Genomic DNA, 16,405 nt, shown 5'->3' with positions numbered 1-16,405 from the left:
CAAATAAAATAGTTTAACTGACAGATTTCATTAATACGCGAATGGGTAGTTAGACGAAGCGCATCACTATATTCACCGTCATAATTAGAAAATTATGGATGTATAAAGTGAATTGTCTAACTACCGCAGCGCACATTATTTTGTTATCAGAGTAAAATGCATAATCTATAGAGTCCTATATTTATCCATTCTGAAAAGCAATTCTCTAAGATCCTCTGGTATATCAGTCGGTGTAAATTCATCAATAATTCTAAAATCGGTGATACTTATAGAATATCGAGACTGAATTTCTGCTCGTAGCAAGGCTAGAACTTCTTTGCCTTTAACTATCTCCATGCGAGTCTCAATGTTATTCCAGGTATCTTCAAATAACTCTAAGGTTTCTTCTCCAATGGTAGCTCCATCCAACCCGCTACTTTTTAGATACTCAACGCGTTTTTGGACGTATTGTGCCTGAAGTTTGAATTTCATAGGATAAGTCACTTGTTCTAGAATCTGATGGATAGAGTCATATTCAGTGATTTCCAAGCCTGTTCGTTTGGCTCGTTCCCTGATCGCTCTTCTCAATGCCCGGTCCAATACATTTGGAACGAGTAGATAGTTCTCAATCTCTTTCCTGCGATGAATATGCGAGAAAACCAGGTGCTCATCTAACTCCTCTTTTATTTGTGACAATTGTTCATCACACCAGTAATCACGATCGAATATCGTACCAATGTGTAGCGAGGTCTCTAATGTGGATTTAAACCCCCATGCAAAGGATCTTATCCTATCCCAAAATGTAAATCCGCCGGACTCAAAGGCAGTTATTTCATTTCCTGATGCTAGTTCTTTTAAACCTAGTTGACGTGCAAATCTCCGCATTATTTTATAGTCATAGTCTCCCTCCACAAATACTAATCTCCCTGTTCTTGCCAAGTGTGTTAACGTTACATTTTGAATAGAACCGACTGCATCTAATGCTCTTTGAATTCCTTTTACATCCTTTAATCGCTCCGCTTTCATATAGGTCTTATTTACCAGTAGGATTTCTGATGCGTCAGCCTCACCCATTATCTCTGTAGAATGGGATGCTAGAATAATATCCGGACCACAATACCTTAAAATACCAAGTAATTGACGTTGCACATCTGGATGTAAATATACTTCAGGCTCATCAACAATTAATAATGATGCATCTTTACAACGGGAGATATGTGTGAGAAGTTGGCACCAGATCTGAAATCCAAAGCCTGACCAATATAATTCGCGTGGTATACGATTCTCTCGGCAGAACATGATTAATTCCGGGTTCATCATGTCCGGTTGTTTTGGAGGTTCAATCTCCATTCCTGGCCATGTAGTACTAACCAATTCAGCAAACTCTTCGAAGCCATGAGGATAATAACTCCAATAGTTTCTGAAGTGCCTAGATGCTCTATGAGTGGTTAATCCCTTCCGAACTGTTTCTTCAGTCACGATCTGTTCATTCTGTTCAATCGGTCCTAGGACCGGAATAATTTCCATACTTACAGGAAACGCATCTTTAAATTGTTTAGGAGTGATTATATTTCTTCCCCCAGCTTCTGAGAATAAATAACATCCACCTTGTTTCGGAAAATAAAGAATAATTTGATTGGAATTTGATAAAGAGAAGGTTACAGTAGTATCAACATCATCGTAATCAGTGTGCACGTTTTCTAAGGATATCGGCAATGTATCTTCCTTGATTTGATATCCATATCTGTCCTTACCTTCTGGACCATTTATTATCGTTGCCTTTTTAGATAATGCGTGTCTTAAGGCTACTCCCAAAGCGCGGAATGCACTCAAAATTGTTGATTTTCCGCTATTATTGGGTCCTACTAATATATTCATATGCTGAAGTCGGATGGAGTAGCTCTTAAGGGCCTTATAATTCTTAAAATCTACTTTAGTGAATGTCACTTCTTCGCTCATAAATATCCTCACTTTCTCGTTTTGCAATATTAAGTTGAATTATATTATCTAACATTAATACTACCATAAATAGGGAATTTGTAGACCTAATCTTTCAGTTGCCGATAAGTTAAATATGAGAAGACTTTCTCGCCAACAATGCGGCCAAAATACTACCATTAGTCAAGTAAAGGAAGAGCCTTAAAACCTCCCCCTTCCGTCCCCCTGCGGGGGAGACGCAGGGGGCTAGCCCCCTGCATCCCCACACTCGGCGTGTGCCATCCCCAGCCGTTCGGCTGGGGCATAACCGAGCGTGGGTGAAAGCAAAAAAGAGAGCCCGTCAAGGCGCAGATCATGCCTTGACGGGCTCTCTTTTTGCTTTTGAACCAGACAGGCTGCGTGGTGGTCTACCGCGCGGATTGTCGTGAACACGGAGTGTTCACTTTCTCCCGCCCGTTATGCCCTCGCAGCTGACCACTACTTAATCCAAACGACATCCTCGAAGTAATGAACGCTTTTGACTGCCAATCTCTTTTCCCAGGCTGCTCAAATGCTCCTGCACTTCATCTACGGAATGAAAGTATCCGTCAGCCGTTTGTAGTTTCATTCCATGGGAACAAAGGTAACTATGCCGCCCTTGTAACCGTTCGTCGCTGGAGTGCTTAGTAAGGTATTTAACAAGGTAATAATGGAGTGCTACGATAAAAATGCAGTGCACTCGGTTTTTTCGCAAAAGACCGGAAGCGGTAAAGGCATGCCAGCTCTATGCATATATCCGTGAACGACGGGATCGGTGGACCGTCAAGGAGATGTGCGAAGTACTTGCTGTCAGTGAATCGGGTTATTACCGTAGCTTGAAGCCCGCACCCAAACAGGAGCGGCAGCAACTTCTTCTGGTCAAAATCAAAGACATTATTGCAGAACATGAAGACAACAGGAATTACGGTGTCCAGCGCATTCTGCTGGCGCTGTCACAAATAGAGATCACGACCAGCTACAGCACCGTCTACCAAATTATGAAGAAGCACGGCCTGCTGAAGAAAGCCAAGCGTCATCCAAACGGCATTACACGTGAGGATGCCGCAGCTCAGAAGAGCGAAAACCTGAGCCGCAGAGACTTTAAATCCTCAGTACCCAACCAAAAGTGGCTATCGGATATCACCGAAGTCCCTTGTTCAGACGGCAAGCTATATCTGTCCGCGGTACTGGATTGTTTCAACGGAGAGATCGTGGGCGTCGCCATGGACGATAACATGCGCAAGCAACTCTGCATCCAATCCTCTGAGAATGCCTGTAAAGCAAGAAATGCCGAGGCAGGCCAATTCACGAGCTAGGCATTCCGAGAGTGTCTAGCTAAACGAGGTGCCAATTCAGAGCATGAGCGGCACAGGGCGTTGCTATGACAACGCAAGGATGGAGAGCTTTTTTGCTACGCTAAAGAAAGAGAAGCTGTACAAGATCAACACGGAGCGCTATCCGATGGCCTATATTAAATCGATCATCTTCAGATATATCATGGTCTACTACAACAGACGGCGGGTCTACACCTCTAATCCAGGGGGTCGGCCTCAACTATCTATCGCGAAAGAATGCTGTCACAAGCAGCTTAGCAACTGGATTTTTGTATGAGGGTGTTTTCAAACTGCACTTTTTTTGACAACTCCAGATTGTTAAAATAATAAGAAATAAAGAGTACCATGAACGCTTTCACGAACATAGTCATGATATGCTTAATGAGTGCTTTCTTGAATTATCACTTAGTTGATTAAGCATCTACATAGATGGGGTACCCTTTGAGGGTACCCTTTGCTTATTTCGTTTATTTCGATATTAAATGATTCACGAGCAGCTGGGTTGAAAAGAAAAGATGTTATATTTATTGTATGTGGATATAATTAGTAATAGGTTGGTCCTAAAGGGAACCCATCATTATATGTAAAAAATGCTTGGAGGAATATACAGTGATGAAGTTTGAATCATTTGATCCACTACAAGCTAAGCAAGTAGTAAGCTCAGATGTAGCTACACGTTCCTTAAAGAGAGAAATCAGTAATATTTTAAGTTCGTATGTTGGATGGTATGACCCTTTTGCTGAATTAATACAGAACTCATTAGACTCTGTAGAGGAACGGTCGCAACTAGAAAAAGGGGAGTATACTCCATCAATTTGGGTCACCATTAATATTCAGGAAAACTATTTAATCGTTACTGATAATGGGGTGGGACTTGATGAAACAAAATTCAAGTCTTTTTTGGCGCCGGACTTCTCATTCAAATCTGGAAAAACTCGTGGTCATAAAGGAGTAGGGGCAACGTATTTGGCATACGGATTTAATTTTATGCAGATATGCTCAAAAACAGAAGATTTTATGGCTGTTGGAAAAATGGTTGATGCCAGAAAGTGGTTAGCTGACGAGAATCCCTCGGGGAATCCGCAGGTTAAGTATGATGAAAATGGTGCGATTGATCCAGTCTTTCAAGATATCGATAAGGGTGTTTCAATATATTTAAAATTCGATAAGTATACTCATCCAAAAGAATTGGGTTGGATAAAAGCAGATACTGCAGATTCTTGGATGAAGATCTTATCTGTTAAAACTGGTTTGGGGGCTTTTTTTAATAATCAGAATATAAATGTAGTACTGTCCGTAATAAATAAAAATGGGAAGGTAGAAACAGTTAATCAAAAAGGTATTGAATATCTATGGCCACAAAAAATTGTTAGAAAGGCGGCTTCATTTAAGCAAATAGAATTAAAAAGGAAGGAGCTTTTTGATAAGGGTAAAGACCCATACAAATTACCGTCAACACTTAAGGATTTAGACGTTTTTTATGAGATGTGGACAACAAATGAGTTAATTGACTTGTTAGTTATTTCTGACGAAGATGAATTGGATGTATGCAATAAATTTTCACCGACTGTATATTTTGGTTATGCATACTCATTAAAAGTTTGGAACAGTTTTAATGAGTCTCTGAATATAAGAGGTAATTCTAAAATCTTATACGGCGGCATACAAATTGCTGCAAATAATATGCCTCAAGGGGAATTAATCCAAATTCCACTGAATAGGAACATTGGACGTCAAAATCAGGTACACATGGTTATCCACTTTGATAATTGTAGTGCTGACCTGGGCAGAAAGGGATTCCAAAACGAGATTGTAGAATTTGCAAAAGAAATATCAAAGAGATTAATTGATGGTCCCCTTCAAAAAGTTAAGTACTGCCTAAAAACTAATACAGGCATATCACCAGATTTGATGAGGGAAAAAGAAGTCGAGGATTGGAAAGAAGAAATGTCAGTTTATGAAAAGGAGCATCCTTTACAGTTAATAAGTGATCATTTTTTCCTGCCGCTGAGAAAAATCTCAATTACATCGATTCCAACAAGAGAACAAGATGTAATTGCACTATTTAATCAGATGGTTGCAGGTGGAGTGATCAGAGGAGTAAGAATTATGTCCACAAATGAAAGATTAACTTACGATGGTTTATACAAAATTGTGATCGAAGAACCGGCGGAGAATCACAAATATGATGAATACATTAATCCTCTGGGTGTTTTAAAGGAAAATGTAGAATCAATTTCTACTCTTCCATTTGTCAGTAAGCCAAAGATATTGGAGTACAAGTTTTCTTTGGATGGGCTGATTGAAAATATACAAGATGGCTCTAAAAACTCGAATGACATTGGCTTAGTTATTGTTTGGGAGACCGGAGAAAGCTATATCGGAAACTATAAAATCACATCTCTTTTAGATGAAAACAATTTATCTTTGAGGCAGTATCATGGATTAACACATATTATGACGAATCTGACCACTGGACAAAGAGAAATGGATTTAATCGTTCTAAGTGAGTTAATTGATTTTTTGAATAACCCTGGAGAAACCCAACAAATGCAAATTGAAAAATATGAAGATTAGTATTACAGAAGAGACACCAATGAGGTGTCTCTTCTGTAATAACAAAATTATTCGCCGTTAGAGTGATACGGTGAACCGTACCACAAATAGCGGTAAAGCGGAGAGTTGAGTTGAAGGTTGATGCGAAGTTGCTCAATTTGCTGATGGGAGCGTGAATATTCGACATATGTAGAGTGCTGTTCACTATTAGTCAGTAAAGACGATCACCCTTCTATTCAGCCACTCAGAGCGAATGACGCCTAAGTGACAAACGTCTTCGTATTTACCCCATTTAAATACTTCATGCCTTGCTATTCCTTCCACAATTAAGCCCGACTTTTCCATCACTCGCTTAGAGCCGATGTTTTTGGTCAAGCATCTTCCATGTATTCTTTCAAGATCTAGTTCTGTGAAACCGAACTCGATCAACGTTCGGCAAGCTTCTGTAGCATAGCCCGTAATCCAATAATCAGGATGGATAAAGTATCCTAGTTCACCGTTGTGATGTTCTTTTAAGATACTGACCCTTATCGATATTCTCATTTACAAAGTTGATCCACCAGTTGGCGGTCTGTCTTGGATAAGGATGGGGCAGCAATTCGTATGTGAATCTTTCCCAGGCGATCTCGCACAACAAGGGTGCATTATTATCCGCTGTTCGTAATATTAGACACCCCCGCAAGAAAGCGGACAGGGCTGCATGCCAGGGGGATAGAGATATAAAACACCCTAATGAGAATGTAAACGGTTACGATCCTTTCCATTTGGCGGCATAATCAAGAGGTATTCAACAACCGAATGGGGGATAAAGAAATGCGTAAGATGAAAAAAAGCTTTATCGGCATCATTGCATTAGTGCTGGTGTTCACTCTGGCTGCATGCGGGGGCAATAATGGTAATTCCGGCAGCACTGAAAACAGCGGCACCGGTAACTCAGGCGCTGCGGTCACGAAAACGACGATTGAGTACTGGCACACGTACAGCGATCAGGAAGAGAAGGTTCTGGTTGAACAAATCAAACCGGCGTTTGAAGCGGCTCATCCTAATATTGAATTGAACTTAACACGTATGCCGTACGAAGGTTTGAAGCAGCAGGTCATCGCAGGCGTAGCCGGCGATGCGGCTCCGGATTTGATGCGGATGGATATCGTATGGGTGCCTGAGTTCGCGGCGCAAGGCGCACTGCTCGAAATCAGCGGCCTTGAAGGCTTCGAAGATGTGAAGAACAGCGTATTCGAAGGACCAATGGCTACAAACTTCTATGACGGCGGCTACTACGGCGTGCCGGTCAACACAAACACGAAAATTGCGATTTACAACAAGGCAACCTTAGAAGAAGCGGGTCTGACTGAAGCACCGAAAACGATGGATGAGCTTGTGCAAGCCGCTCAAACGTTGAAAGGCAAAGGCAAATACGGCCTTGGCGTATCCGGCGTACATGCATGGGGTCTGACACCTTGGTTCTGGAGTCTTGGCGGTACCATTACAAACGACGATTACACGCAGGTTGAGGGCTTCCTCAACAGCCCGGAAAGCGTAAAAGCGCTGGAAACAATTGTAGGCTGGAACAATGAAGGACTGGTTCTTCCCGTTATGCTTGGCGGAGAACCCGGTACGTGGGACGGCATTAAAAGTGGAGACTATCTGATGACTGACGATGGTCCATGGTTCTACAGCTCGCTGATGAACGAGACGGAAAGCGGATTTGATCCGATGGCGCAAACGGTACGCGCTTTAATGCCTGAAGGGCCGGGCGGCAGCAAGTCTGTTATCGGCGGCGAAGACCTGGTAGTGTTCGTCAACTCCAAGCATCCGGAAGAAGCTTGGACGTTCGCGAAGTGGATGATGACGGAAGAGCCTCAGAAGATGATGGCCGCAACCGGACTTATCCCATCCAATAAAGCGGCTGCAGAGGCGATGACCGAGATGGATATTCCTTTCATTGCCGAGTATGTCCAGCAGCTTGAAACGGCGCTGCCGCGCACGCCGATCCCGCAATGGAGCGAAATGGAAGCGATCTTCAACCTTGCTTTCGAGAAAGCCATTCGCGGCGAGATGGAGCCGAAGGCGGCACTTGATGATGCAGCCAAGCAAATTCAAGCGATTCTTCAATAATTAGCGAAACAGATGGTGAAAATTGGCTGCTCTGCCTGAAGCAATCCGCTTTTAGGTAAAGCAGCCAATCCATTTCCCCAAGAAGGAGGATGCGCTCATGTCGAGCCGGGCAATGTTGTCCAGCGGAACTGCTGGACCTAAACAGAAGAAGAGCCGATTTGCGATCGGGCTGAAGCAATGGCTGACTGTGCTGCCCTTTGTGGTGCTTGGTATAGCCGGTACAGCCGTATTTGTCATTTATCCGATGATCAAAAATATTATGATCAGCTTTCAGGATTTCAGCATTATGCCGAATGCGAAGAATGAATGGGTCGGGTTCGAGAACTACATCAAAATATTTCAGGATCCCAATGACCGATTCCTAGTCGCGCTGCGCAACACCTTCCTTAACGTTGCCGCAACGGTGCCCGTGAACTGGTTTCTGGCGATTTTCTTCGCCGTATTGATTAATCAACGCTTTGTGAAGTTCAAAATTACGTTTCGGACCATCTACTATTTGCCGATCGTAACCTCATGGATTATCGTTGCCCTTCTCTTTAAGTATCTGTTTGCGGATGGAGACGGAGGTTTCGTTAACTTTATTTTGCATAAGCAGCTGGGGATCATTTCGGAACCGATCTCTTGGAGAAGCAATTACTGGTCGGCAATGATTATGATCTGGTTGTTCCACATTTGGAAAACCGTCGGCTGGGGCGTTGTCATCTACATGGCCGCACTGCAGGGTGTGCCCAGAGATCTGTATGAAGCGGCAGACATCGACGGAGCGGGCGGCGTACAGAAGTTTTGGAAAATTACCGTTCCTCTGCTTAAACCGATTACGGTCTTCGTCATCATTAATCTTGTTAACGGCGCATTTGGATTTTTCCCGCAGGTTTACTTCATCACCAAGGGCGGTCCAATGGACCAGACACAGGTTATCCCAAGCCTGATCTATATGCAGGCCTTTGAGCAGCTTAAGTTCGGTCCGGCTTCGGCGATGGGTGTCTTGATGGGGATCATGGTGTTCCTGCTCACCTACTCGCAGATGAAAAAAATCGGAAGACAGAGAATGTTCTAGGAGGGGCGCATGAAAACACCGTTAATCAATCAAATTGTCGTTTATACGATTATTATTTTGGGCGCTCTGCTGTTTGTCTTTCCTTTTATTTATATGATTCTGACCACATTCTTTCTAGGCACGAATACGCTGCCCAAACCGAATGAAGTGTTCTCGGTAACGCCCAACTTTAAGAACTATATTGCAGTTTGGAACAAAAATAACTTTACGACTTATTTCATGAACAGTGTGATCGTGACGTCCGTTGCGATGGTCGGGTCCTTGTTCCTTGGCGCGTTGACCGCTTACGGATTCTCCCGGTTTACCTTTCCAGGCAAAGAGCTGGTCTTCCGGGTCTTCTTATTGTCCATGATGATCCCGGGCGTCATTAACATCATTCCTCAATTCGTCATCGTTAAAGACCTCGGGCTTGTCAATACGTACTCCGGACTTTGGCTCGTGTACATCGCCGGGGGCGTGGTGGGAAATATGTTCTTCCTGCGCGGCTTCTTCGAGAGCATTCCGAAGGAGTACGAGGAATCGGTATTGATCGATGGAGGAGGCAACTGGCGCATATTCTGGCACATCTACCTGCCGCAGTCGCTGCCAGCCATGGGAACGCTCGCGATCTTCATTTTCCAAGGCACCTGGGAGGAATACTTCCTGGCACTGACGTTGATCAAGAGCGAGGCGCTGCGCACGCTGCCAATCGCCATCATGATGTTCAACGACAAATACGCGACGAACTACGGTCAGATCTTTGCCGCGTCGTTAATTGCACTGCTTCCGGTCATGGTGATTTATATGACCTTCCAGAAACGATTCGTCCAGTCCGGCTTTAACGAAGGCGGAGTAAAAGGATAATTAATCCGAAGGAGATCATTAAAAACATGAAATATCAATGGAAGAGGGCGGCCGCTCTTGGCGTTTCGGTGATGATGCTTACGACGGTGCTGACGGCATGTTTTAGCAAAGCGGCCATTGAGCCGCAGGATGCGGCTGATGGGAATCTGTTAAGCCATGTTATAACGGATAAAGCCAGGTATAATCCAGGCGACACGATTAATTACACCTTAACGTTGAACCAAGGCAGCCAGGAAGGGGAACTGGTCGTCCGCTACAAACATCTGGACCGCGTGATCGAGGAGAAAGAATTGGAGCGGGACGGCACAGAAGAGGTCAACTGGTCCTGGACGCCGCCTGCAGACGATTACCAAGGTTACATGACCGAGATTTTCTTCAAGGATGGTTCAGACGTATTGGATCATGCGAATATTGCGGTTGATGTCTCTTCGGATTGGGGGAAATTTCCCCGGTACGGGTATTTAGCGGACTTCATGGCGATGGAGGAATCCGAGCGGCAGGCTGTGGTCGACCGGTTGAACCGGTTCCGTATTAATGGCGTCCAATTCTACGATTGGCAGTGGAAGCACCATATTCCGTTGAAGCTGGAGAATGGACAGCCTGCGGCATCATGGCCGGAAATTGCCAACCGCGAAGTGTCTTTCGATACGGTGAAGGGTTATATCGATCTTCTTCACAAGCATAATATGAAAGCGATGAATTACAATCTGATCTTCGGCGCCTTTGAGGATGCAGAGGTTGATGGCGTGAAGAAGGAATGGGGGATTTTCAGAGATCCGCTCAGACAGAATCAAGATCGGCATCCTCTTCCGGACTCCTGGGCGAGCGATATTATGATGTATGACCCATCGAATGCAAAGTGGCGGGATTATTTGATCGCCTCCGAGAAGGAAGTGTTCGAGCATTTGCCGTTTGACGGCTGGCATGTCGATCAACTGGGAGACCGCGGATCGCTGTGGAATTATGAAGGGAAGAGCGTAAACCTGGCGCAGACATACGGACCGTTCCTTCAAGAGGCCAAAAAGGCCATCGATGTGGACTATGTGATGAATGCGGTCGGCCAATTCGCCCAAGCCTTCATCGCGACCACGGCGCCCGTGAAGTTCCTGTATACCGAAGTATGGGATGGGCATCCGACGTACAGAGATTTGAAAGGGATCATCGATCAGAACCTTAAATTCAGCAAGGGCGAATTAAGCACGGTCATTGCAGGTTACCTCAACTACAATCATGCCGAATCGACAGGCGAATTCAATGCGCCGGGCGTTCTGCTGACCAAGGCTGTGATCTTCGCATCCGGCGGTTCGCAGATTGCGCTCGGGGAAAATATGCTGGCCAAAGAATATTTCCCGAATAAAAATCTGTCCATTCCGGCTGAGCTGGAGCAGCAGATGATCGTATATTATGATTTTCTGACTGCGTACCAGAATGTGCTGCGCGATCAGGTGCAGGAGACCGAATTGGAGGTCACCTCGGCGGATGTTGAATTGTCCGCTCAAGCGGACAAGGGCAAAGTATGGACCATTGCGAAGCAAAAAGAAGGCATGGATATGATTCACCTGATTAACTTCAGTGATGCTGTGCATATGAACTGGAACGATACCGACGCCAATCAGGCAGAGCCAACCCTGAAGGAAAATATTCAGCTGCAGGTGCAAACTGGCAAAAAGGTGGAGAAGGTGTGGATGGCAACGCCGGACTTTTATAACGGTTCCGCAATTGAACTGGAATTCAAACAAGCTGACGGAGCAGTAGAGCTGATCCTGCCGAAGCTGAAGTACTGGGATATGGTTGTCATTGAATACACACAGGATTAATCGTATAGTTAGATAGACAACAAGGCGCCGGGTTCTGGCGTCTTTCTGTCATGTTATCCAAAGGCGGGAAGGAGTGCTTGTTATGATCGGCAGCATTAAATTGTTCAACCGTTTTGCGACAAAGATGATCATTGCGTTTGTGGTTGTCATCCTTATTCCCGCCTTGTTTACAAGCGCTTCATTCTATATGGTCGCCAACCGGACTGTGAAAGATAATGTAAGAGAATCTTCGATTCAAATTGCGAAGCAGGCGGCGGATTCGCTGTCCTTCATTCTTAATGCAGGCAGTGACGTATCGGACCAGATTTACAGCGATATGCGGATTCAGCATGCCGTCTCGAGCAGTGCGCTCAACAATCGGAATGACCGGTTATGGCGGGAGAATGAGGAATATCTCAAGAGCGCTTTGAACAATATGGTATACTCGAGCTCTTTCGTTAATATCGTCTATGTATTGAAAAGCAAGAATAATAGCTGGGGAAGCGGAACGTTCTCGAAGGTGAAGCTTTCGCGTTATGAAATCCACAGGCAGGACTGGGTCAAGGAAGCGTTGATCAAAAACGGCAGTCTGGTCTGGATGCCGCTCCAAAACGATCAGCTCAGCGGCGGCGGCGATAATACAGAGCTGGTGCTGCCGCTCGGACGGGTATTGAAGGATTTTGAAACGATGGAAAACATCGGTTATATCCACGTTAATATTAACGGCAAGAAAATCATACAAAATCTTCAGCAGATGGTACTGGGGGAGACAGGGGGATTCTTCGTTGTGAACGAAGAAGGCCGGATTATGGTCGATCCGAATCCCGAGCGGATTAATACCGTTGTAAGCAACGGAGATCTGCTCCGCAATATTACGGAAAATGACGCCATCGAGTTTGAATATGCGGAGGGACTGGTCCCTCACTATGGGGTCAAACAACGCCTTAGCAATGGCTGGCTTATTGTGGGGACAGTTCCGATCCACGAGATTACAGATAAGCTGGATGCGCTGCATCATAATATTCTTCTCTCCTTTGCTGTATTTACACTGGGAGGCATCTTGATTGGGTTCGTGATCGCAAGTCGGGTGACAAGGCCAATCAAGCAGCTGACACGGCAGATGAAATTAGCCCAGCAAGGGGATCTGTCCGTCCGCACAGAGGTCCACTCCAAGGATGAATTCGGCCTCATGAGCCGGCAGTTTAACCGCATGATGTCCGATATCGATCTGCTGATGAATCAGGTTGCATTAGAGCAAAGGCAGAAGCAGGATGCCGAATTGCGCGTCGTTACCCACCGGATCAATCCCCATTTTCTGTTTAATACGCTGAGCACGCTGCGATGGCTTATCAAGTATAATCAGACAGACAAAGCAAACGAAGGCATCTCGGCACTTATTCGCCTGTTGGATGCGAATATGGGGAAGAAAGGCCATTTTGTTACGATTGAAGAGGAATTGGACATTATCGAGAAGTATTTGGCTATTTTAGAGCTTCGTTATAATAATAAATTCAATCTGAATATCAAGCTCGATCCCGACGCTTCCCAATTTTTAATTCCTCGCATGATGATTCAACCGATTGTGGAGAATTCCATCTTTCATGGCATCGTCCCCAAAGGAACGGATGGTGAGATCGATATCGAGGTTCAAAGGCAAGAGGGTAAGATCATCATTATTGTAAAGGACAACGGGATCGGTATCCTTCCCGAGAAGCAGTTAGTCGAGAAATCGATAAGGGAAGCTATCGGAGCCGGACAAACCGGAATCGGGCTGCGTCATGTGTTTGAAAGCATCGAGCTGTATTTTGACCGGGGTTCTGAATTCACGTTAACAAGCGCTGATGATGAAGGAACGACTGCTCGATTAATTTTGTACTCAAAGGCTGTTGCACAGGGGGGTGAACCATATGATACGAGTCGTGATCGTCGATGATGAGCCGTTCATCCGGTTTGGGATCAAGGCATCGATTGATTGGAAGAAAGAAGGCCTTCTAGTCACGGGTGAATTCGCCAATGGTGCGGAGGCGCTTGAATTTTTGCAATCGGAGCCTGCCGAAATTCTGATTACCGATATCAAAATGCCGGTCATGGATGGACTTCAGCTGATTCGTCAAGCGTTAGCTGTTTACCCTCATCTGAAAATCATTCTTGTCAGCAGTCATAATGACTTCGTCTATGTGCGGGAAGGATTGAAGCTGGGTGTGGTGGATTATATCCTCAAGCATACGCTGGAACCGGAAGAACTGCTGCAGGTTGTACGGAATTGCCGGGAACTGATTGTAGAGGAGGAGCAGCTCCAGGAACGGCTGCAGAGTGCCCGGGATGTGGAGTTATTACGCAAGAGGAAGCTTTATGAGCAGGAGCTGAAACGATTTTTAATCGATAAGACCGATACCTTATTCAAGGATCATATTCCAGGGTGGATTGAGCATACGTACACGGCGGTTTATGTGACCTTAAACCGGGTTCGTGCGATTGAAGAAATGTATGGTTTTCTGCACAAATCGATCGTGTTAGAGCAATTTATGGATGAATTTTATAAACGATTCCCGCTATGCATTGCATTGTCGACTGCTGAGAGTGAATTGTTCTTCTTAATCCCGACCGGTGAGCTGGAAGTGGAACAGCTAAGCACGATTCGCAGCAAGCTGGAACAAGAGACGGGAGCCAGTGCGACCTTCGGATATGAATGCGGAGCGGGCAGCGGAGCGATCAAGGCTTGCTTTAACCGCAGCAAAGAAGCGTGCTGGCGCGGATTTTTTGAAGGGGAAGGTGTCTTTCCATATAAGCAGGAACAGCCATGGACGAGTGAGGGAGCGCATCTTCCGGGCATTGTGCAAGCATCGCCTTATTTGAATGATGAACAGTTAGACGAGATGATAGAGAGATGGAAGGCTGGCTGGATTTTTGGCGGCGCATCTCCGGCCGTACTGAAGGAGCAGGCCAATCGGGTCCTATCGAACCTGTTCAAACATTACGTGGATCCTTACCTGCTTGTAGAATCTTTTGACCGGTTAGTGAAATCGGAAAGTCTGGATGAGCTGTGCGTGTTGTTGAAGGAGCAAATTGCGGAGCTTCAAAAACAAACAGCCGAGCATACGGATGCCCAGCCTTCAGATAACCCGGTTGACAAAGCATTGGAATATATCCGGCTGCATTACGCCGAGAGCCTGACACTGCAGCAGGTGGCCGATGTGGTCCATGTCAGTAAAAATTACTTTTCCATCTTGTTCAAAAAGACGACAGGCCATAATTTTATTGACTATGTCATTCAACTGAGGGTTCAGAAGGCCAAAGAGCTTTTAGCAGACACAGCGTTGAAAATCTATGAGGTAGCCGAGCAATCGGGGTTCAATGATGTGAAGTATTTCAGCAAGCTGTTCAAGAAAATATCCGGCCTTTCTCCGGTCGATTACAGAGAGTATTATCGTTCGAATCGAGACGATCCGAAAAGGGGCGAATCGTAAAAGATGAGAATCAGGTTTGCTGGAATTGTACTGGTTATGATTATGCTGACCACAGGCTGTAATAATGCCGGTATTATTGAAAATGAGAATGAGGTTCCCAGCTTGGAAGAGCAGCCTGTGAAGACGGTCGTCATCTGGCATACGTACAGCGATGAGGAAACAAGAGTATTTGAGAGTGAGGTAATCCCGGCCTTTGAGGCGGAATTTCCGAATATTCACATTGAATCGGTCAGACAGGCTCATAATCAGGAGTATCAGACCGCACTAATGGCAAGAGCATCAGCCGACAAAACGCCGGATGTCATTCGGATGGACTATACCTGGGTGCCGAGATTTGCCCATCATGGGCTGTTGTATCCGCTCGATCTTTTTTCTGACTACAAGGAAGCGGCGGCAGAGCTTCGAAGCCGTATGCTCGACACGAACCGATATGGCGAGCATATATACGGGCTGCCTCTTAACATGAATACGAAGGCAGCGATCTATAACCGGATGCTGCTGCGGGAAGCCGGTATTACTGAGCCGCCCGATTCGTTGTCGGAGGTCATACAGCTTGCCAGGGAGCATCATTATACGATTGGGATGTCAGGTCTCGAGTTATGGAACAGCCTGCCCTACTTTTTTGGGCTGGGGGGACATTTCGCAGATGAATCATTTTCGATGACGGACGGGTATTTGAACAGTGAAGAGAGCATTCAAGCGGTTCAGGCTCTACTGGATTTGTATGATGAAGGCATCCTGAACCCGGATTTAATCGAAGGAAGCGGGGATCTATGGACCGCTGTGTATTCAAGCAAGAGAACGCTGATGATCGACGAAGGCCCTTGGTATTACAGTATATTATTGAACTCCTCAAGCTTAAAGGTCGATATATTAAGGCAAACGCATCCCGTCCCGTTCCCATCGGGTGGCGATTATGAATCGATTATCGGCGGAGAAAGCCTCGTGTTGACCAAAGGCAGTAAGGTAAAAGAGGAAGCGTGGACGTTTATCCGTTGGATGATGCAGAAGGAAACGCAGAGAAAGCTGTTCAAAACCGGTTTAATTCCTACAAATATGGAAGCGTTTCAAGGGGGCAACGGTGGAGGGGGCGGTGCGGAGAATCAGTATATTGAAGCATACATCAATGGGATCGAGGAAGCCTTTTACCGTCCGGCGCTTCCGCGGTGGAATGAGATCGAGCTGATCTATAATGAGATGATGGAGGATGTTTTCCTGAATGAACGGGATGTGAAAGAGGCGTTAGATGAAGCTTCTTCGTTGATTGATGCATTGATAGAGTAAATGTCTTTCTTGAATTAT

11 protein-coding genes are annotated in these 16,405 nt (G+C 45.3%); 9 read left to right on the top strand and 2 right to left on the bottom strand.

Features of this window, described 5'->3' with window-relative positions; translation table 11 throughout:
- Positions 1-165: 165 nt before the first annotated feature.
- Positions 166-1,938 (bottom strand): ATP-dependent nuclease, encoded by a 1,773-nt coding sequence (locus IEW11_RS10740; protein ID WP_188531076.1) that lies wholly within the window; start codon positions 1,936-1,938, stop codon positions 166-168.
- Between the two features lie 788 nt (positions 1,939-2,726).
- Here IEW11_RS10740 and IEW11_RS24885 point away from each other — a divergent pair.
- Together IEW11_RS24885 and IEW11_RS10730 are read left to right on the top strand one after the other, a co-directional pair.
- Positions 2,727-3,251 carry a DDE-type integrase/transposase/recombinase gene (locus IEW11_RS24885; protein WP_229725153.1) on the top strand — a complete coding sequence of 175 codons (525 nt, stop codon included), beginning with the start codon at positions 2,727-2,729 and terminating at the stop codon, positions 3,249-3,251.
- Positions 3,252-3,878: 627 nt separating this feature from the next.
- A complete protein-coding gene (locus IEW11_RS10730) occupies positions 3,879-5,846 on the top strand; it encodes an ATP-binding protein (RefSeq protein ID WP_188531075.1) in 1,968 nt (655 codons plus the stop codon).
- 186 nt (positions 5,847-6,032) lie between these two features.
- Here IEW11_RS10730 and IEW11_RS10725 read toward each other — a convergent pair whose 3' ends face one another.
- Positions 6,033-6,368 carry a GNAT family N-acetyltransferase gene (locus tag IEW11_RS10725; RefSeq protein WP_188531074.1) on the bottom strand — a complete coding sequence of 112 codons (336 nt, stop codon included), beginning with the start codon at positions 6,366-6,368 and terminating at the stop codon, positions 6,033-6,035.
- Between the two features lie 270 nt (positions 6,369-6,638).
- Here IEW11_RS10725 and IEW11_RS10720 point away from each other — a divergent pair, with 270 nt between their 5' ends.
- The 7 genes from IEW11_RS10720 to IEW11_RS10690 all read left to right on the top strand — a co-directional run bounded on the left by IEW11_RS10720 (position 6,639) and on the right by IEW11_RS10690 (position 16,387).
- A complete protein-coding gene (locus IEW11_RS10720) occupies positions 6,639-7,940 on the top strand; it encodes an extracellular solute-binding protein (RefSeq protein ID WP_188531073.1) in 1,302 nt (433 codons plus the stop codon).
- Positions 7,941-8,037: 97 nt separating this feature from the next.
- Positions 8,038-8,997, top strand: coding sequence for a carbohydrate ABC transporter permease (locus tag IEW11_RS10715; RefSeq protein ID WP_229725151.1), 960 nt, complete (start codon positions 8,038-8,040; stop codon positions 8,995-8,997).
- 9 nt (positions 8,998-9,006) lie between these two features.
- Positions 9,007-9,840, top strand: a complete 834-nt coding sequence (locus tag IEW11_RS10710; RefSeq protein ID WP_188531072.1) for a carbohydrate ABC transporter permease — start codon at positions 9,007-9,009, stop codon at positions 9,838-9,840.
- Between the two features lie 26 nt (positions 9,841-9,866).
- Complete coding sequence (locus IEW11_RS10705; RefSeq protein ID WP_188531071.1) at positions 9,867-11,657, top strand: glycoside hydrolase family 66 protein; 1,791 nt, start codon at positions 9,867-9,869, stop codon at positions 11,655-11,657.
- Positions 11,658-11,739: 82 nt separating this feature from the next.
- Complete coding sequence (locus tag IEW11_RS10700; protein ID WP_188531070.1) at positions 11,740-13,569, top strand: sensor histidine kinase; 1,830 nt, start codon at positions 11,740-11,742, stop codon at positions 13,567-13,569.
- A complete protein-coding gene (locus IEW11_RS10695) occupies positions 13,544-15,103 on the top strand; it encodes a response regulator (RefSeq protein WP_188531069.1) in 1,560 nt (519 codons plus the stop codon). The genes IEW11_RS10700 and IEW11_RS10695 overlap by 26 nt, the downstream gene beginning before the upstream one ends.
- 3 nt (positions 15,104-15,106) lie before the next feature.
- Positions 15,107-16,387 (top strand): extracellular solute-binding protein, encoded by a 1,281-nt coding sequence (locus IEW11_RS10690; RefSeq protein ID WP_188531068.1) that lies wholly within the window; start codon positions 15,107-15,109, stop codon positions 16,385-16,387.
- The last annotated feature ends 18 nt before the right edge of the window (positions 16,388-16,405 follow it).

The sequence above is a fragment of the Paenibacillus abyssi genome (genome assembly GCF_014640295.1).
GTDB lineage: Bacteria > Bacillota > Bacilli > Paenibacillales > Paenibacillaceae > Paenibacillus_D > Paenibacillus_D abyssi.
This window is presented reverse-complemented; position numbering and strand designations above follow the sequence as displayed.

Coding starts and splice junctions, on each gene's coding strand:
- IEW11_RS10700 (WP_188531070.1), top strand. CDS start 11,740: ATGATCGGCAGCATTAAATTGTTCAACCGTTTTGCGACAAAGATGATC.
- IEW11_RS10695 (WP_188531069.1), top strand. CDS start 13,544: ATGATACGAGTCGTGATCGTCGATGATGAGCCGTTCATCCGGTTTGGG.
- IEW11_RS10705 (WP_188531071.1), top strand. CDS start 9,867: ATGAAATATCAATGGAAGAGGGCGGCCGCTCTTGGCGTTTCGGTGATG.
- IEW11_RS10710 (WP_188531072.1), top strand. CDS start 9,007: ATGAAAACACCGTTAATCAATCAAATTGTCGTTTATACGATTATTATT.
- IEW11_RS10720 (WP_188531073.1), top strand. CDS start 6,639: ATGCGTAAGATGAAAAAAAGCTTTATCGGCATCATTGCATTAGTGCTG.
- IEW11_RS10715 (WP_229725151.1), top strand. CDS start 8,038: ATGTCGAGCCGGGCAATGTTGTCCAGCGGAACTGCTGGACCTAAACAG.
- IEW11_RS10690 (WP_188531068.1), top strand. CDS start 15,107: ATGAGAATCAGGTTTGCTGGAATTGTACTGGTTATGATTATGCTGACC.
- IEW11_RS10740 (WP_188531076.1), bottom strand. CDS start 1,938: ATGAGCGAAGAAGTGACATTCACTAAAGTAGATTTTAAGAATTATAAG.
- IEW11_RS10725 (WP_188531074.1), bottom strand. CDS start 6,368: ATGAGAATATCGATAAGGGTCAGTATCTTAAAAGAACATCACAACGGT.
- IEW11_RS24885 (WP_229725153.1), top strand. CDS start 2,727: ATGTGCGAAGTACTTGCTGTCAGTGAATCGGGTTATTACCGTAGCTTG.